Annotated in this window: 20 protein-coding genes; 8 read left to right on the forward strand and 12 right to left on the reverse strand. The window is 45.8% G+C overall.

Going from position 1 to position 17,339, the window contains the following annotated elements:
- Window positions 1–99: 99 nt before the first annotated feature.
- On the reverse strand, window positions 100–1,902 hold the full coding sequence (locus QZ918_RS30415; RefSeq protein ID WP_293342146.1) for a beta-barrel domain-containing protein: 1,803 nt from the start codon (window positions 1,900–1,902) through the stop codon (window positions 100–102).
- A gap of 29 nt (window positions 1,903–1,931) precedes the next feature.
- On the opposite strand from QZ918_RS30415, the gene QZ918_RS30420 reads away from it, so the two are divergent.
- A complete protein-coding gene (locus QZ918_RS30420) occupies window positions 1,932–2,075 on the forward strand; it encodes a hypothetical protein (RefSeq protein ID WP_293342149.1) in 144 nt (47 codons plus the stop codon).
- An 82-nt stretch (window positions 2,076–2,157) separates the two neighbouring features.
- On the opposite strand, the gene QZ918_RS30425 is transcribed toward QZ918_RS30420, so the two are convergent.
- Entirely contained in the window at window positions 2,158–5,358 is a 3,201-nt protein-coding gene (locus tag QZ918_RS30425) for a peptidase domain-containing ABC transporter (protein ID WP_293342152.1), read from the reverse strand.
- Window positions 5,359–6,323: 965 nt separating this feature from the next.
- Here QZ918_RS30425 and QZ918_RS30430 point away from each other — a divergent pair.
- Window positions 6,324–6,512: a hypothetical protein gene (locus QZ918_RS30430; RefSeq protein WP_293342155.1), complete on the forward strand. Its 189-nt coding sequence runs from the start codon at window positions 6,324–6,326 to the stop codon at window positions 6,510–6,512.
- Between the two features lie 166 nt (window positions 6,513–6,678).
- Here QZ918_RS30430 and QZ918_RS30435 read toward each other — a convergent pair whose 3' ends face one another.
- Window positions 6,679–6,879: a hypothetical protein gene (locus QZ918_RS30435; protein ID WP_293342158.1), complete on the reverse strand. Its 201-nt coding sequence runs from the start codon at window positions 6,877–6,879 to the stop codon at window positions 6,679–6,681.
- Window positions 6,880–7,059: 180 nt separating this feature from the next.
- Here QZ918_RS30435 and QZ918_RS30440 point away from each other — a divergent pair, with 180 nt between their 5' ends.
- The 3 genes from QZ918_RS30440 to QZ918_RS30450 all read left to right on the forward strand — a co-directional run bounded on the left by QZ918_RS30440 (window position 7,060) and on the right by QZ918_RS30450 (window position 11,750).
- Entirely contained in the window at window positions 7,060–9,009 is a 1,950-nt protein-coding gene (locus tag QZ918_RS30440; RefSeq protein ID WP_293342161.1) for an AMP-dependent synthetase/ligase, read from the forward strand.
- Between the two features lie 486 nt (window positions 9,010–9,495).
- Complete coding sequence (locus tag QZ918_RS30445) at window positions 9,496–9,936, forward strand: YlqD family protein (protein ID WP_293342198.1); 441 nt, start codon at window positions 9,496–9,498, stop codon at window positions 9,934–9,936.
- A 536-nt stretch (window positions 9,937–10,472) separates the two neighbouring features.
- Window positions 10,473–11,750 carry a dihydrolipoamide acetyltransferase family protein gene (locus tag QZ918_RS30450; RefSeq protein WP_293342201.1) on the forward strand — a complete coding sequence of 426 codons (1,278 nt, stop codon included), beginning with the start codon at window positions 10,473–10,475 and terminating at the stop codon, window positions 11,748–11,750.
- A 71-nt stretch (window positions 11,751–11,821) separates the two neighbouring features.
- Here the strand turns inward: QZ918_RS30450 and QZ918_RS30455 are convergent, their stop codons facing one another.
- A complete protein-coding gene (locus tag QZ918_RS30455; RefSeq protein WP_293342164.1) occupies window positions 11,822–12,370 on the reverse strand; it encodes a hypothetical protein in 549 nt (182 codons plus the stop codon).
- Window positions 12,371–12,436: 66 nt separating this feature from the next.
- On the opposite strand from QZ918_RS30455, the gene QZ918_RS30460 reads away from it, so the two are divergent.
- Window positions 12,437–12,808, forward strand: a complete 372-nt coding sequence (locus QZ918_RS30460; protein WP_293342167.1) for a hypothetical protein — start codon at window positions 12,437–12,439, stop codon at window positions 12,806–12,808.
- On the forward strand, window positions 12,777–13,229 hold the full coding sequence (locus QZ918_RS30465) for a DUF7689 domain-containing protein (RefSeq protein WP_293342170.1): 453 nt from the start codon (window positions 12,777–12,779) through the stop codon (window positions 13,227–13,229). Before QZ918_RS30460 ends, QZ918_RS30465 begins: the two co-directional genes overlap by 32 nt.
- Before the next feature lie 80 nt (window positions 13,230–13,309).
- Here the strand turns inward: QZ918_RS30465 and QZ918_RS30470 are convergent, their stop codons facing one another.
- The 5 genes from QZ918_RS30470 to QZ918_RS30490 form a co-directional block, all read right to left on the reverse strand.
- Complete coding sequence (locus tag QZ918_RS30470; protein ID WP_293342172.1) at window positions 13,310–13,756, reverse strand: DUF5958 family protein; 447 nt, start codon at window positions 13,754–13,756, stop codon at window positions 13,310–13,312.
- The gene (locus QZ918_RS30475; RefSeq protein ID WP_293342175.1) at window positions 13,743–14,078 is read right to left on the reverse strand and encodes a nucleotidyltransferase domain-containing protein; all 336 of its coding nucleotides are present in this window, start codon (window positions 14,076–14,078) and stop codon (window positions 13,743–13,745) included. Before QZ918_RS30475 ends, QZ918_RS30470 begins: the two co-directional genes overlap by 14 nt.
- A gap of 116 nt (window positions 14,079–14,194) precedes the next feature.
- Entirely contained in the window at window positions 14,195–14,584 is a 390-nt protein-coding gene (locus QZ918_RS30480) for a type II toxin-antitoxin system death-on-curing family toxin (RefSeq protein ID WP_293342178.1), read from the reverse strand.
- Window positions 14,584–14,781, reverse strand: coding sequence for a DNA-binding protein (locus QZ918_RS30485; protein WP_293342181.1), 198 nt, complete (start codon window positions 14,779–14,781; stop codon window positions 14,584–14,586). The genes QZ918_RS30480 and QZ918_RS30485 overlap by 1 nt, the downstream gene beginning before the upstream one ends.
- Window positions 14,782–15,002: 221 nt before the next feature.
- Window positions 15,003–15,233 (reverse strand): ribbon-helix-helix domain-containing protein, encoded by a 231-nt coding sequence (locus QZ918_RS30490; protein WP_293342184.1) that lies wholly within the window; start codon window positions 15,231–15,233, stop codon window positions 15,003–15,005.
- Window positions 15,234–15,296: 63 nt separating this feature from the next.
- Here QZ918_RS30490 and QZ918_RS30495 point away from each other — a divergent pair, with 63 nt between their 5' ends.
- Window positions 15,297–15,557, forward strand: a complete 261-nt coding sequence (locus QZ918_RS30495; RefSeq protein ID WP_293342187.1) for a hypothetical protein — start codon at window positions 15,297–15,299, stop codon at window positions 15,555–15,557.
- Between the two features lie 96 nt (window positions 15,558–15,653).
- Here the strand turns inward: QZ918_RS30495 and QZ918_RS30500 are convergent, their stop codons facing one another.
- The 3 genes from QZ918_RS30500 to QZ918_RS30510 all read right to left on the reverse strand — a co-directional run bounded on the left by QZ918_RS30500 (window position 15,654) and on the right by QZ918_RS30510 (window position 17,200).
- Window positions 15,654–16,235, reverse strand: coding sequence for an Imm30 family immunity protein (locus QZ918_RS30500; protein WP_293342190.1), 582 nt, complete (start codon window positions 16,233–16,235; stop codon window positions 15,654–15,656).
- Window positions 16,232–16,648 carry a hypothetical protein gene (locus tag QZ918_RS30505; RefSeq protein WP_293342193.1) on the reverse strand — a complete coding sequence of 139 codons (417 nt, stop codon included), beginning with the start codon at window positions 16,646–16,648 and terminating at the stop codon, window positions 16,232–16,234. The genes QZ918_RS30500 and QZ918_RS30505 overlap by 4 nt, the downstream gene beginning before the upstream one ends.
- Before the next feature lie 144 nt (window positions 16,649–16,792).
- Window positions 16,793–17,200, reverse strand: coding sequence for a hypothetical protein (locus QZ918_RS30510; protein ID WP_293342196.1), 408 nt, complete (start codon window positions 17,198–17,200; stop codon window positions 16,793–16,795).
- Window positions 17,201–17,339 lie beyond the last annotated feature (139 nt).

Below are 17,339 nucleotides of genomic sequence, written 5' to 3' on the forward strand. Positions count from 1 at the left end.
AGGGGGAGAGGGGAGAATTTTGTTTTTTCTCTCTAACTAATGACTAATGACTGATGACAACTGACAACTGTCAACTGTCAACTGTCAACTGTCAACTGACTACAAACTCATGCCGCCTTTTTGTAGTTGTTTGAGCGGATCGAGCAAAATGTCGGCTATGCTGCGCTGGCGGATGATAATTTCCGCCGTGGCTGTCTGGCCCGCTTTGAGTTTCCAGGTTTGATTGTTGGCTTTCACTGAGTCTCGATCGATACTCACTTCCACCCGGTAAACAACACCCAATCGCTCGTCGGTTTTGGCATCTGGCGAAATCGATACAACTTTTCCCGGCATCACGCCATAATTTTGATAGGGAAAAGCATCGAATTTGACTTGTACCGGCATTCCGATTTTGACAAATCCCGCTTCTCGGTTCGGTAAACTGACTTCCAGCACTAGCGGAGCCTGATTGGGGGTCATTTCTGCAATAGTTTGACCCGGTTGCACGACTTCGCCGGTGTTGTGAATGTTGAGGGCGGAAATTACTCCGCTGACTGGTGCGTAGAGAAATCTTTGTTTGAGCTTGTTTTTGGCTTGAGCGAGCAGGGTTTGGGTTTCGGCAATTTTGGATTTGATTTGGTTTAATTCCATTTCCAACTGCTGAATTTTTTGCTGTTTTTCTAACTGCATTTGGCGCGCTGCTGCTTGTTTGCTGTCGGCTTCGGCTTGCAGTCGATCGACTTCTGCGAGTTGTTCGGCTAATTGGCCTTGCATTTTGTCGATCGAACTGGCGCGATCGCGCAAACCTTGCTCGACTTCAAACAGCCTTTCCTTAACCTGAGTCGCCTCAGACAGTTGACTCCTGATCGCAGCACTTTGTCTGTCGCGCACGGTTTGCTCGACCTCAAATACTCGATCGTCAGCCTGAGTTTTTTCCCCCAACTGGCTTCTAATGACGGCATTTTGGCTTTCCCGCAGAGCATCTTCAGCTTGAAATAGTACATCTTTGGATAGGGCTCCCTCATCTACCAAAGGTTTGAGCCGCCCGATCCGCTCTTTGTGGGCCACCACTTTTGCTTGCAATTGTGCTAGCAAATCTTGACTCTTATTTTGCAGTGGCTTCACGCGATCGCGCCTCGCCTCTTGAGAAGTGATATCTGTTTTCAGTTGCGACAACAGATTTTGTGCCTGCTTTTCCAGAGGTTTGATCTGTTCCTGCCGCGCTTTCTGAGAGACTACATCTGCTTGCAATTGCTCGATTTGAGACTGCGTGGTGGCTGCTGAAGCGCGAGATCTGTCGATCGCAGCTTGAGCCCCCCGTTTGTCGGCAGCAGCAATAGCTTGGCTCGCCTGAGCTTCCAGTCGAGTTCTCTCGATCGAACTAATTTGCTGCACCAATTGAATCTGATAAGCATCCAGAATTTTATCTAGACGCTCCACCTCGCTCGAAGCATTTTCCGGGTCTAATTCCGCCAATAACTGTCCAGTTTTGACCTTTTGACCTTCTTTAATCGCGAGGTTAATAATTTTTCCCGGCTCCGTCGGATGAATTTTGTAAACATCACCTTTGGGAACTAATTTGCCTTGAGCGTGACCGACTTGATCTATTTTTCCCAAAGTTGCCCACGCTACAAAAGCTATGGAAAATACCAGACCTCCTAAGATCAACTGCTGAGGAAAAGATACTGGCGGTTGGTCTAGTACCGAGTGCAAAGAAGTAGACCAATTATCAGCCTCAGGCTGCCGGAACTTCGCCGGATAGATATAGTCATTAGTTTTAGAAGAGCGATTTTGAGATTCAACTACTTCTAAAGAGCGGTCTGTTTTTCTGGCTTCGTTTTCTTGCCTTAAAGCTACGCCGCCATAGACTTCAGCTATCTCATCAGGATCGGCGCATATTTTTTGGGCGTCTTCTGAAAGCATGATATTTACTCCAAATTAGGAATTGGGAATTGGGCATTGGTAATTGGGAATTGGGCATTGGGAGTTGGGAATTGGGCATTGGGAATTGGGAATTGGGCATTGGTAATTGGGAATTGGGCATTGGTAATTGGGAATTGGGCATTGGTAATTGGGAATTGGGAATTAATTGGTAATTGGTAATTGCTTCCAATGACTGTCAACTGTCAACTGACAACTGTCAACTGTCAACTGTCAACTGTCAACTGTCAACTGACTTTAAAGATCGAGTTGTTGTTGAGCAAGGTGATAGTAGAGTCCACGTTCAGCCATCAATTGGTCGTGGTTGCCTTGTTCGGCTAAAATGCCTTTGTCTAGAACCAAAATGCGATCGGCATTGCGTACTGTAGACAACCTGTGAGCGATTACAAACACAGTGCGATCGCGACTGATGCGAGCCAGATTTTGCTGGAACCTGCGCTCAGACTCGGTATCCAGCGAAGAAGTTGCTTCGTCCAAAATCAAAACTCGCGGATCGCCCAACAGAGCACGGGCGATCGCAATTCGCTGGCGCTGGCCCCCAGACAAACTCGTGCCCCTCTCCCCCACAGGAGTTTGATAACCAAGCGGCATATCTTGAATAAAAGCGTGAGCTTCTGCTAGCTTTGCCACTTCGATCGCCTCTTCCAAGGTTGCAGAATCACCAAATGTTCCTTCTTCGCCATGACTGGCGGGGGTTTCCAAATTTTTGTACAGCGTGATGTTTTCCAAAATCGTTCCCGAAAACAAGAAACAATCCTGAGGGACAACACCCAACTGCCCTCGCAGCGACTGCAAAGAAATGTGGCGAATATCGTGGCCGTCGATCGTCAGCCGCCCTTTTTCTGGATAATAGAAACCTTGCAGCAGCTTCACCAAAGTGCTCTTACCGGAACCGCTGCGGCCGACAATTGCCACAGTTTCTCCAGCTTGCACCTCAAAGCAAAGATTTTGCAGCGTATTGCGTTCCTCATCCTGAGCATAGCGGAAAGAAACATTGTCAAACTTGATGGTTCCGTGAATGCGAGGCAGCACCAGCATTGGTTTGTAAGGGCTTTCTTCAGGTTCTGCCGAGAATACGTCATCCAAACGCTCGATCGACACCAGCACTTCTTGAAACTCATCCCAAAGTCCCACCACCGAAAGCACAGGAGAAATCACGCTCCCGATCATCATATTAAAAGCCACAAATTGACCGATCGTCAATTGGTCTTGAATCACCAGCATAGCCCCGTACCACAACAAAGCCGTGCTACCCAAAGTATTAATCCCACCCCCAACTACCTGCAAAGAGTTCGCCAACTTCTGGCCCCGAAATTTAGCATTAATCATGCAAGTTAATTGATCTTCCCAGCGCCAGCGCATTTCGCGATCGGCAGCAGTTGCCTTAATAGTCGCCACCCCAGTAATCATTTCCACCAAAGATGAATTTTGCTTGGCACCTTCGTTAAAAATCTCCCGCGATACTTGGCGCAGAAACGGAGTTGCCACCAAAGTCAAAATCACGATCGGCGGAATCAAAGCCAGCACCAACAAAGCCAGACGCCAGTTATAGTAAACCATCAGTCCGATGTAAACCACAGCCATCAAAGCATCCAACCAAGCCGTAATCGCTTGGCGAGTCAAAAACGACTGAATTTTTTGATTTTCCTGAACCCGCGTCAAGATGTCGCCCACCTGACGAGATTCAAAGAATTTAATCGGCAAACTGAGAGTGTGACTGATAAACCCGCTAATTAAAGTCAGGTCAATGCGGTTGGACAAGTAATCCAGCAAATACTGTCTCGTTGCCCCCAAGAGCGATCGCCAAACACTAAACATCAGCAGTCCGATCGCGAAAACGTGCAGAGTGACGATGCTTTTGCTGACAACTACTTGGTCGAGAATTACCTGAGTAAACAGGGGAGTAACGATCCCAAACAGTTGGATCAACAAAGAGATTACCAAAATTTGGGCGATCGTAGCCCGGTAGGGCCAGATTATGCCCAGAAAATTCTTAACTTTGATGCCTTTATGTTCAGCAGTGTGATTGCGATATAGCTGCGCTGTCGGGTCTAAAATCAGGGCGTACCCAGTCCAACTGTCGGTAAAATCTTTAACACTCATCCACCGCTTGCCCGCCGCCGGATCGGCAACTAAAACCTGTTGATTTTTAAAGCGGTAAACTGCAACGTAGTGATTGCCTTGCCAGTGAGCTATCCAGGGATTTTGATTGCGGAGTGGAGTTAAAGAAGCTCGCACTGGACGGGTTTGAAACCCCATTCTTTCCGCTGCTTTTGCCAGACTCTTGAGCGAGGCGCCACTGCGGCCGATTTCTGCCAATTCGCGCAAGTAATTCAGGCTGAATTTCTTACCCCAATATTCGCTAATCATAGCCAAGCAGGTAGCTCCGCAATCTGCTGTACTCTGTTGTTGAATGAATGGGTGTCCGCTGCTCAACCATCTGCGCCGCTTGGGTTTTGGGAAACTGATGATTCCGGATGCCGATTTGGAAGACTCGACTGCGGTTAATTTTAACGGCTCATTCTTTGAGGTAGACGAAGCATCTTTTGGTGCAGTTACTAAGGTTAAAGTCGGAGGTTTGCGGATAATTTTGGGGCGGGCATTGCTGTCGGAAGCAATTGTGGCTTTTGCCATTTCCCACTGTTTTGAGTTAAGCTGGTAAATCAGCAAGTCTGTTGCTGCTTTCCAGTCGCTCGGTACGTCTGAATGTCCCCAGTGACTCCCGATACTTGGCGGTGCTTGACCTTGAATTTTACCGCTACGGAGCCAAAAATAATTGGTGGTTTTTTGGCAGTGTTCTGCGAGGGAAACTCCGGCGGGAATTCGGCTTTCTTCTAGATAAGGAAGTAAGTGCGGCCACAGAAGTTGCTGTTGGTGGGATTTTAGCGATCGCAAATCTGTTTGCGTCTTGAAAAAAATCAACTGCTGCATCTGTTGATATTCTTGCTGCAAGTGCTGTTGCAGTTGGGGGAATTCCTCTATAACAAGCTGTAATTTGGCGCAGTTAATTCGAGCGAGTTGGCAAGTGCCGGCCGCAATTGCCCTGTAAGGCAGCCCGTTTTCAATAAATACGTCGTCTGTCCCAAACACTGCTCCGAGTTCCAGTACCGCCGCCGAAACTTCCTGCTGTTGAGAGGCTTCTACCGCTAGCAGCCTGACTCTTCCCTGGCAAACTAAATAAAAATTGCGTGAAGCGAAGCTATCCCGTAGGGAATCTCTCTGTGCTTGCTCAACTAAATTATTGGTATTATCCGGTGTTTGATATTGGGTGATTTCATCTCCGAGTTGAAACTCGCAAATTTCACAGGCTGTATTTAATTTTGCAATTAATGTCGGTTCGGGACTGATTTCCTCCAAGAGTTTTTCAATAGCTGGAACTGTTGGCAATGAGGCTGGGGAGCGCTCGAAGTAATTTTGTACCCCTAAACTTTTTTTCATAGCTTTCCCTGTTCAATTTTTGTGTCAATTTTATTGACCGACAATTAACCAGACTGAGCCGATCTGTTATTTTTTAGTGCCACCTAGCCGGCTGAAAAATGCTTATTGAGTTTTGCGGCGAAAACCTCATATTTCAACATTTTTGACAACTTTTGAGATGTCGGAATTCGGTTTTTTTAAGAAAGTGCTGTGATTGCGTAAGTATTGTTTTCGCTGGTTCCAATCATAACTTACAAAATGGCTCGTATGGCTACAGTTACAGGGTCATCTTTACACAATCTTTATAAATCACCCGTATTGTCGCGGAGTATTGTGAAGATTCTGTAAAGGAAAGCCCCGCAGGCTTCCGCCCTGCATCCGTAAATACACGGAGATGGCTTAATTAAATATTAAAAGATTTCAATTCTCTATAAGTTGTGCATTCCAGAAGGATTGATGTAAAGAAATGTTGCTAATTTGTAGCAGGAATTCCAGGAATTAATTGAGAATTGAGTAGGCGTATTTAACGGGATTCAATCAAAGAATTTGGAGTTTCCTTTTAGTGGGAAACTTATCGCCCACAGGCGTATCAACTTTTTTGCAGCGGACAAGCGCGGTTTTTTACTAAAATCTCACGCGAGCGGGCGATCGCAAATAAACACAGTGGTAGTTTATAAAGCGATCGCTCTCTCTTGACCTTAAAACAATATATATCTGAAGAACCTTGACAATATTTGTTAACTGTGTATTTTAGAATTCAAAATTCTTTAAAACTAGCTATTTGCCCGATCGCCCTTAAATCGCATACAGTCATATAATCCAGACTATAATATCACTTTGATATAAATGCTTGAATTATCAGCCCTAGGGCTGCTAAAGCGGCAACCCTTGCACGGCTATCGGCTAAAACAACAACAGTTACTCTTATCAGAAATTTGGGTTTAAAACCCCGCCCTTCAAGGACGGCTTTCTGCTAAAGAATCAAGTTGCTCGAACACCGCTTGAGAGTCTGTTACCTGCGCCAAGACTATCTAGAGAGCCAACAAACTGAACAGGAAAATCCTGTTGACTCGTATCAAGCAGCATCCTGGGAAAGGTGTACAGACACCATCCAGCTAGAAATCCAGTGGTTGACAGAGCAACTAGCCCGAGAGCAAAGTGCGATCGGTTTGTAGTGCGGACTTCAGTCCGCAGTTTGAGAGCGGACTGAAGTCCGCACTAGTAACTGCACTACGAACCGCGTTTGTTATGGCAATCCAGCGGACATGATATGACTCCCCAACCTCCCCTGAATTCGCATACTCCCTGAAAAAATCCTTCCAACGGAGCCATTCAACTGAGTCATAAGGAGGATTTATAGTCCTTCGTGCACGTGATAAATTTCGAGAGCACTTCAACAGTATGTTTAGTTTCAGGACTCAAATCGGCTTTTTGGCGACACCAATCAGCAAATGTTTTGTTTGCCGATCGCACTTCTGCACCATTCACAGAAATGACATTTCCAGATAATGTTACGATCGCACAACAAGTAACTACTATCAACCTTGATAAAATCCTGTGTTTCTGTCGAAATATAAATCTCATCATCTAATATCCCTAATTTTCTAAATAGACAACGGCAGGTTGACAAACTGTCACCACACTGCCACGAAGGTCTAAAATAACTCTGATATTAAACTTGTACCCAATAACTTTATCTTTCAAAACCCCCGAAAATACCCTATGAACCACTCCGCACCGGGCGCCGCCTCCCAAATGAGCGACATTGAACTCGCCAACCTCAGCCGCACGATCGACTATAGTGGCATTCGATCGATACCTGAAATTTGGGCGATCGTCAAACAGCGATTTCCCCAAACCGTCGCCCTCCACGATCCCCACACGACACCCGAAATTAAACTCACCTATACCGACCTCTACCAACAAATCCAGCAATTCGCCAGCGGATTGCAGGCCCTCGGCATCAATCCAAACCCAACAGACACAATCCCTCCCCGCGTCGCCCTCTTCGCCGACAACAGCCCCCGGTGGCTGATAGCCGATCAAGGTATCATGACGGCTGGGGCCGCCAACGCCGTTAGAGGCGCCACCGCCGATCCCGAAGAACTCCTCTACATCATCCAAGACAGCGGCAGTACCGCTTTAGTAGTCGAAAATCTGGCATTACTCAAAAAACTGCAAGCGCGCCTCCCCGATTTGCCGATCGAACTTATCGTCCTCCTCTCCGACGAAGAACCAGAAACCAGCCTCACCCTAACCACAGTCAAATTTTCCCAAGTCATGGCCACAGGCGCCAACCGCCCCTTCAAACCCGCCAACCACAACCACCAAACCCTCGCCACCCTCCTCTACACCAGCGGCACCACCGGCAAACCGAAAGGCGTCATCCTGACTCACGGGAACCTGCTGCACCAACTCACCACCTTCGGCACAATTTTGCAACCCGAACCGGGCGAATCAGCCCTCAGCATCCTGCCCAGTTGGCACGCCTACGAACGCACAGTCGAATACTTCTTGCTTTCCCAAGGATGCACGCAAATTTACACCAATATTCGCTATTTCAAACAAGACTTTAAAACTTGCAAGCCCCAGTACATGGTGAGCGTTCCGCGCATCTGGGAATCGATTTATGAGGCTGTACAAAAGCAATTTAGAGAACAGCCACCCAACAAACAAAAATTGGTGAATTTTCTGTTATCTGCCAGCCAGCAATACATTGAAGCCCGCCGCATTTTTCAAGGTTTAACTCTCAATTTGAAACCTGCTTCTGATTCGGAAAAACTGATCGCCCGCATCAAAAGTATTCTGTTATCTCCCGTCCACGCGATCGCCGAAAAACTGGTTTACCAAAAAGTCCGGGAAGCTACGGGAGGGCGTTTTAAGTGGGCAATTAGCGGCGGAGGTTCTTTGGCCGCGCATTTAGACAATTTCTTTGAAATCGCGAATATCGGTTTGTTGGTGGGATACGGTTTAACTGAAACATCTCCAGTTTTAACAGTCCGCCGCCCTTGGCACAATCTTAAAGGTTCTGCCGGACAGCCGATCGCCCATACTGAAATTAAAATAGTTGACCCCGAAACTAAACAGCAACTGCCGACAGGCCAGCGCGGTTTAGTTTTGGGACGCGGGCCGCAAATCATGCAGGGCTACTATCTCAATCCCCAAGCTACCGCCAAAGCCATTGACTCCGAAGGCTGGTTTGACACCGGCGATTTGGGTTGGCTGACACCGGGAAACGACTTAATTTTGACTGGGCGGGCAAAAGATACGATCGTCCTCAGCAACGGCGAAAATATCGAACCCCAGCCGATCGAAGATGCCTGCGTCCGCAGCCCCTACATCGACCAAATTATGGTAGTAGGTCAAGACCAAAAATCGATCGGCGCCTTAATTGTCCCCAATTCAGAAGCCGTGCAGAAATGGGCAGAAACTCAGAATCCGCCAATACACGAAATTGACTGGAATAGCAAGAAAATTCAAGACTTATTCCGTCAAGAATTGAACCGGGAGGTGCAAAATCGCCCCGGATACCGCGCGGACGATCGCATCGGCCCGTTCCGGTTGATTCAGGAGCCATTTTCGATGGAAAATGGAATGTTGACCCAGACCCTGAAAATTAAGCGCCCGGTTGTGACGGAACACTACCGCGATATGATTGACGGGATGTTTTGAAATATTCGGAGGACTTGGGGAATGGAGAAGAAAAAATTATCCCTACACCCAAGTCCCGATTGGTGTCAACTTAAGCCTCAAAACCTTTGTATCTCTAGTTTATAGCAGAGGCAAGATCCCCTAAATCCTTCTTAATAAGGGGGACTTTGAGAAGATTCTTATCCCCTGTATCTCTCGTTTATAGCAGAGGCCCGATCCCCCTAAATCCCCCTTAGGTCGGGGGACTTTGAGAAGATTCTTATCCCCCCCTTCTGAAGGGGGGCTAGGGGGGATCTGGTCTGAATCGCCAGACAGAAGACTGATAATAGGTTTGAGGTTCTGTTGACACCAAAACCTAAGTCCCGAGTCCGAGTCCTAAGTCCAGAGTCCTGAGTCCTGAGTCATTAGGAAATGTTTACCAACTAATGACTAATGACTAATGACTAATGACTAATGACTAATGACTAATAACTAATGCCTAATTCGCAATTGACAAGCAACAAATTTATGGAACCACAATTACTCTTGAAGCGATCGATTAATGTAAAAGTCGTCGTTACTCCCCGCTGGAAAGAAGAAGCTCAACAGCAACTCCAAGCCCAAATCAATCAAATAGATTCTCAGCTACAACAGCTAGAAATGCAAGGGCAGCGGATGGTTTCAGAAATCCAAAAGCAAAGCCTGCAACCCCCCGGGCCGCAAGTAATGCAGCAAATAGAAAACATTCAAGTGCAGGTGAATCAAAGAAAGAGCGAACTGCTAGAACAGAAAAACCAAAACCTGCAACAGCTTCAGCAAGTGCAGGTGCTAGACCTCGAACAAGAAGTGAGTCAAGGTCAAATTGACGGCACGTTTACCGTCGGGCTGGGAGAAAACTTGATTCAAAAAATGCAAGTAGAAGTTCTGCTCCGCGACGGCATAGTCGAAGAAATTCGAGGTGATATTTAGAAATTAGAAATTGGTAATTGGTAATTGCTAATTGCTAATTGGTAGGTAATTTTGAGTTGATAGTCGCACATCTTCGGACTAGAGGCTGGCATAATAATGATTGTTGCCGATTGCCGAGCGCCAATTATCAATCGCCAAACCAACTGTTGTGCATTGAACTTGTATCTTGGGAGCGGGGAGAATGCCATTTTTGTCAACAACAGGCTAAAACCAGGTCTAAATCAGGGTTATAGCCGAGACTCGATCCCCCTAAATCCCCCTTAAGAAGGGGGACTTTGAAGGCTATTGTACCCATCTCTCGCCGCTCCCTCTTCCCAAGGGAAGACGCAAGAATGCTCTTGTCCCCCCCTTATTAAGGGGGGTTAGGGGGGATCGAAACTAGACTAAAAGCGACCTCGATCCTAGGTTTAAGCCTGTTGTTGACACAAATGGCTCTCCTGCCCACCCCACAAAAGTTTAACTGTTTTCGATCGTGCAACTTAAATGCCTCCAAGCTTACCGATCGCCAATTACCAACTCACAAGGAATTTTTACAGATGATTCGCGAAGTTTTCATGCCAGCCCTGAGCTCTACCATGACAGAGGGCAAAATTGTTTCCTGGGTCAAATCGGCTGGGGACAAAGTAGAAAAGGGCGAAACGGTAGTCGTAGTTGAATCCGACAAAGCCGACATGGATGTCGAGTCTTTCTACGAAGGCTATCTAGCAATAATTATTGTACCAGCAGGCGAAGTTGCCCCAGTCGGAGCTGCGATCGCCCTAGTAGCAGAAACAGAAGCCGAAATCGCAGAAGCCCAGAAACAAGGATCCGGCGCCCCAGCAGCCGCAGCCCCTGCTCCTGTAGCCGCAGCCCCCGCTCCTGTCGCAGCTACAGCATCAGTGGGTTTGCAGCAAAACGTCAGCCGCCAAAACGGGCGCAGCGTCGTTTCTCCTCGCGCTCGCAAATTAGCCAAAGAGTTTAAAGTAGATTTAAATTCAATCAAAGGCAGCGGCCCCAACGGTCGGATTGTTGCAGAAGATGTGGAAGCAGCAGCAGGTAAAGCCCAACCAGTTCCGGTTCAGCAACCAGTAACAGTCCCCGCAGCACCCGCACCCGCAGCAGCCAAACCCGCACCCGCACCAATCCCAGCGGTAGCGCTTTCCGGTAACAGAGTACCGATGAATGCGCTGCAAAATGCGGTGGTTCGCAATATGGAAGCAAGTTTGAGCGTGCCGTGTTTCCGCGTCGGCTATACAATTACTACGGACAATCTCGACAAACTCTACAAACAAATTAAGTCGAAAGGCGTCACGATGACGGCCATGCTGGCAAAAGCAGTAGCAGTAACTTTACAAAAACATCCCCTGCTGAATGCTTGTTATGTGGAGTCGGGAATTCAACACCGTGCTGATATTAATGTGGCGGTAGCGGTGGCGATGGACGGCGGCGGTTTGATTACGCCAGTGTTGCAAAATGCCGATCGCCTGGACATATATTCTCTCTCCCGCAGTTGGAAGGATTTAGTCGATCGCGCCCGCGCCAAACAGCTAAAACCCGATGAATACAGCACGGGAACTTTTACTCTTTCCAATTTGGGAATGTATGGAGTAGATAAGTTTGATGCGATTTTGCCGCCGAATCAAGGCTCGATTTTGGCGATCGGCTCTTCGCGGCCCCAAGTAGTGGCGAATGAGGAAGGCTTGATGGGAGTGAAGCGGCAAATGCAGGTGAATATTACCTGCGATCACCGAATTATTTACGGTGCTGATGCTGCATCTTTCTTGCAAGATTTAGCGAAATTGATCGAGACAAATCCTCAATCTTTGACGCTTTAGCCCTATCCTAAATCCCTCTTTTACCCGCTCGGGGGAAAGGGGGATTTAGACTAGGTTTTTCACCGCCTTTGTTAACAAATAGCCGAAGCAGGCGCAATTTCGCGGAGTGGCATCAGGAATTCTTGCTTTTCTTCCGGGGTGATGTAACCGCCATTTACAGCCATTTCCATGAGTTCTTCGACAAATCCCTTTAACTCAGTTATAACTTGAGTTTTATTCAGTTCAAAGTGTTTATTTCTGGATTTTAGGCTAAACTGGTTTGGAGATAAATATCCAAATTCTTTGAAATAGCAGCTAATTTTATCGTTGGTTAAGGGCTGCAATTCAAGAGTCCTGCAAACACTTTCAACAAATTCTATTTTAATCGGCTTCCCTTGGGATAACTCACTAAGTTTTTTGGGAAGTTCATCTTCTAGGAGCATACAGATATCGGGGTCTAAAAAAACTTTTACTTTTTGTTCACCGATTTCTATTGATATTGGGCGATCGCATTCAAAGCAAAATAGTTTCAGCCCTAACTCAAAATGCGAAAGTTCTCCTAATGAGTCCTCTGGTCGATCGGCATAATTTTCGGCATTAGGTTCTTGTAGGTGGATGGTAAAATTGCTATAATTATTCATCTTCATCGCTCCTCTATGGTATAATATAAAAATAATATTTTCAGGAACCTGCGAGGTGTGAACCTGATGGAAAGAACCTACCAAATTTCTGGGTTCAATGCTACTTTCTCATACCCCATTTGGGAGACAGCAGAGATAGAAGAAACTTTCTTAGAGTTGGCAGAACAATGGCGGCGCGAGACAGGTATGATGTCTTTAGTTACTAAAATGTCAATCCACCCAGCATACCAAAGAATTATCGGTATGGGTCAAGCTGTTGTTCCCCTAATTCTGCGAGAATTAGAGCAAGAACCGGATCATTGGTTTTGGGCTTTGCAAGCGATTACAGGTGCTAATCCTGTTAGATCGGAACAGCGTGGGCGGCTCAAACAAATGGCAGAAGCGTGGATACAGTGGGGCAGAGAAAATGGCTATAGATGGCAAGCTGGAACAGTATAAAGAAGATGAATTTCCTCACCTAGCTGCTACGGGGTATCGCATCACTAGCCCAGCAACACGCGCTTACAATTGTTTTGCTTGGGCTGCTGGTGAAGACGATCGTTGGTGGAATCCTCTAGAACCAAACAGTCCCTATTATTGGCCTGATGGTGTGCCAGCAGAACTAACGATCGCTGCTTTTATTCAAGCTTATCAAACGGTGGGATACGAACCTTGTGAAAATTCTGACTTTGAATCGGGTTTTGAGAAGATAGCCATATATGCGACTCCTGACGGGGAACCAACCCACGCGGCCAGACAATTACCAAATGGCAAGTGGACGAGTAAATTGGGGCGTTGGGAAGATATTGAGCATGAACTAGACGGGTTGACAAGTGAGATGTACGGTTCTGTGAAGCAAATTTTAAAGCGATCTATTTGAGCTAGTAGTTTGATTGTTTGTGTTGCTAAAATATGGGCGATCGCACTTTTGGAGATTAAGGGCGATCGGATTGCTACAATTCAAACAAGAATACTTTGTTCAAACTCGCACCGAATTTCATCTACAACTTTGCGATCGCTCAGATCGCGGTGCCACCAGTGGCTACAGCCATCTTGACAATATTTATCGTACCTGCGGGCATCAGCAATTGCTAATAAACTGATTAACAGAAAAAAGGTTTTGATAAATTCTGAGGACGGCAGTTTCAAAAGCTTTGCCATTTGTTCTTTTAATCGCCCTTTGCTCAGCAATACGCAAGGGGTGTAAGTTACGCGAAGTTTTGATTTAGTAATAGCTAGACAAACATCTTCTTGTCGCGCCCCAGCTTGGATGGTCATGTAGGATAGCCGCTGCAATATTTCCTGCTGGCCTTCGGTTGGAAAGCTTAAAAACCAGTTTTTTGCATCTTCTTGGCTAATTATGGCTTGTTGAATTTGATTGATTGTAATTTCATCAGTTAGATTCATTTGCCTTTCCTAAGTTTGGCTCAAATATAACGTGAGGTTCCCCTGATATCAGGGGGCCTGTAAAAATATCAATTCCTGTTTCTCGGCCTAAACTATTAATTTCGCCACCACTCGTACCGTGAGGGACGGAACTGCAAGCGGAATGTCGCTGGCGAGAGTTACCTAACATTATATAGTCCCAGTCAGAAGTTGGCGTATGTGTCCCGTTTGCTCTACTGCCAACAACGATGATAGTTTGTTTTGTGCGATCGGCTGCGTTCTGAATTCTTCTGGCATCTTCTGGAGATATGCCTGCTTCTTGCCATGTTTTTACACCTCTCATTTAATGAATATTAGCATGGTAGTAACAGAATGACGCTGGGGGCGATCGCACTTTTGGACATCAAGGGCGATCGCGCTTTTGGCATCATAAAGTTTAGCTCTCAAAGCCAAATTTTCTCAAATAGAACTAGGAACAATATGACAGCGCAGCCACTCAGTAAATTCATCGCGGGCGATCGCACTTGATGCCACTTGTAAAATAATTTGTTCTTGCTCTTCCACAGGTGCAGAAATCTCAAAGCCATTCAACACCAGAAAGACTTCCATGGTTGCGTGGCCGATACGTTTGTTACCATCTAAGAAAGGATGATTTTTAATTAAAGCAAATCCAAGAGCCGAAGCTTTTTCGACGATTGTTGGGTAAAGTTCCTGCCCACCAAAAGTCATGCGCGGCTGAGCTAAAGCTGACTCTAAGGCTCCTAAATTAGCGATGCCAAATGCTCCGCCAGACTGCTGGATAATGCACCGATAAAGTTCTAAGACTTCGGTTAAAGTTAGATAGCGCATTATGCGAGCTTTTGGTAAAGTTCAGCATTCTTTTTGAGGACGTATTCCATAGCGTTTTGGAAGGATGCTTCTGGTGGTGCGAGTAAGTTTTCAGCACCCGCAAGCAGTAATGCTTCTAGGGAAATACCGAGGATATTGGCAGTTTCTTGAAGCTTGTGCAGGCGATCGTCTGGAATGGTGATGGTAATGGTTTGCATTCTGTTTGTGGCTGTGACGATAGTCTGAGTTTAGCACGTCAACTGTCTGAGCAGGAGTTAGGGTTTTGGAAAGCGCGATCGCACTTTCGTAGTTTTTGGAAATTAAGGGCGATCGAATTGAGTCAAGTTTGTTTAGTAATTAACAGATTGGTTAGTCAAACAGGTAAATAATTTCGCGCTTATTGAATCTAAATTTAAGCGCAATCGAGAAAGTTTTAGTTTCACTCATCTGTTGATTTGAGCTTGCCGGATTCTTTTGCTCGATCGATCGCCTCTTGAATCAAAAGGTAGACAAAGTTGGAGATCGATCGCTTTTCGATATCGCACAACTTTTCGAGATCCTTTTTAGCCTGTGTTGGTAAAACCACTGAAATCCGCTCGCTGTCGCTCATGCCCTGCAATCTCTTGGAAGTTTCCCCTATTGTGCCACCTCGTCCGTCCAGCTTGTGCATCCGCAGTCAGTTGTGTGCTTATTAATGCACACTTATGCTTACTTAGTGTTACTTTTATAGATAATGTCAGAAGCCAGCGCGTCCACCGACCAAGTTTCCGCGCTGGCTCTGGCTCCGTTTAGCAATGGAGACACCTCTATTATGAAATACGAAGGATACTTGAAGCCGTGGGCAGTGGCCCGCTTGCTTCCGAGCTTGCAATGGGCGATCGTTGGTCGCTATCGCAGCCGATCGGATGCGGAGGGACATCTTCAGTTGTTTCGGCAACAAGTGCCCAACATCCGATTTGAAGTAGTGTTCGATTTACCGCATCCTCAAGGATAATTTTCTTGAGGGAGGGTGTTTGATAAGTTGACAGTTAACTTTGGGGCGATCGCACTTTTGGACATTAAGGGCGATCGCTCTTATAAATAAGACATTTTATCTGATAGGTTTAATTTCGGCGATTGGGCGATCGTCTTGCAAGAGTACCAAGATATTACCATCTTGGATGAGTTTAATAAAGCTCGACAGATCCCTCTGAATTTCATCAATATTAATGTCGATCGCAGTTGCGCCGGAAATAACTGACTCAGCATGGGAAGATAAAGGAGGAGATTCATTAGCAACTATTTCGCGCAGCAAATGCGTACATAAATCCCGATTTTGAGAATAGGTAGAATGTAACATATGGCTATATAAGTTTCTGGCTAAATCCTGATTGAGAATTCCATAAAGTAGAATCATTGTCCATTCTTTAGCATTCACAATCGTTCTGTCTATGGTATCAATAAACGCCTGCAACTGGTTTTTTAGTTCAAAAGACTCCAGAAAATGAATCAGACCATACATGACTTCATGTTGTTCGCATCTGTCATCGAAAACAAGATAAAGTGCTGGCAAATATTCGATATTAGGATGTAGCGCAAGTTCAGCTAAAGCGTATTCAAAACTCATTACTTCCTCATCAGAGCGCATGAATTTATTAGCATTTAATGTTTCTATTAATTGAGTAATGTTCATCTTATGTCTCCCACTTTATCAAAAGTACCCAACCATGCCAGTTTGTTTTGTTTGATGACTTGTTGTAAATTCCGCCTAATTTGTGGTGTATACAGCCGATCTTGGCGATAAATCGATCGCACATCCCACACTGCAAGAGCTAGAGCTTGCCGGGGCGATAGACTAAAGTCTGGTCTTTGTCCATAGGATTGCGTGCGCCGATGACGACCACCCCTTCCTGGATATGGCTGTTCCATCAAGATAGCAATACCCTTGTTTCTAGTGTAACCAGATATTCCTATTTGTTTCATATAAGCATCGGATGGAATATGGTGGGGTGTAAGATTGTCTCCTGTGCGGCGAATTTTGTTCAAGTCGCCAAACTGTCCGACTGTGCTTTCACCTGGAAGTAATATAGGTATATTATTTGCCACTTTTGTGTTTGAGGATGCCTTTTATTTTATACTGCAAAAGGGTTGGCTATTTTAATTAAATCATGGAAGATTACTTTTGGGAAATAGGAGGCGATCGCGCTTTTGGAGATTAAGGGCGATCGCCCGCCTTTTGGGGCAAAGTGATTAACTTGGTTCTTTAAAAGCTTCTAAACCCGCACGCAATACACTTGCTACAGGATGATTGATCGCTTGCATTAATGCCTCAACACTCATCGCTTGAATTAAACTAACTACTCGCTGTTCTAAAGTAGGGTCGCCTTTTATTTGTTTTATAGCCTCTTCTGCTACAACTGCTTTTTCGCTCAGAGTCTCCGTTGGGTAATTTTGTGCCAGTTGCTCTAGCAATTTCTGAATTTCTGCTGCTGCTTCAGCTAGATTTTGCTTTTGTTCAGGTGAGTAATTGTGGATAGTACCACCTACTTGCTGAGAATTTATATTCTGAGAGTAGCCAACACCTATTGATGCTTGACTTTGATTGATTTTGGGTTCTGACATAATATCTCCGTAGCCATAGCTAATTATTGTTTTCATTATATATCTTACGTATCGGCTCAATAAGTAGGGGTAGCAGTTAATCTGGCTGCCAAGACAATCCCAAGGGATAAAGAGCAGATTTGGAGCGAATAATAGTGGACAGAGAGGGAATAACTCCAAGTTGAGAAATTCGGTC

Source organism: Microcoleus sp. CAWBG58, assembly GCF_020883045.1.
Classification (GTDB): domain Bacteria; phylum Cyanobacteriota; class Cyanobacteriia; order Cyanobacteriales; family Microcoleaceae; genus Microcoleus.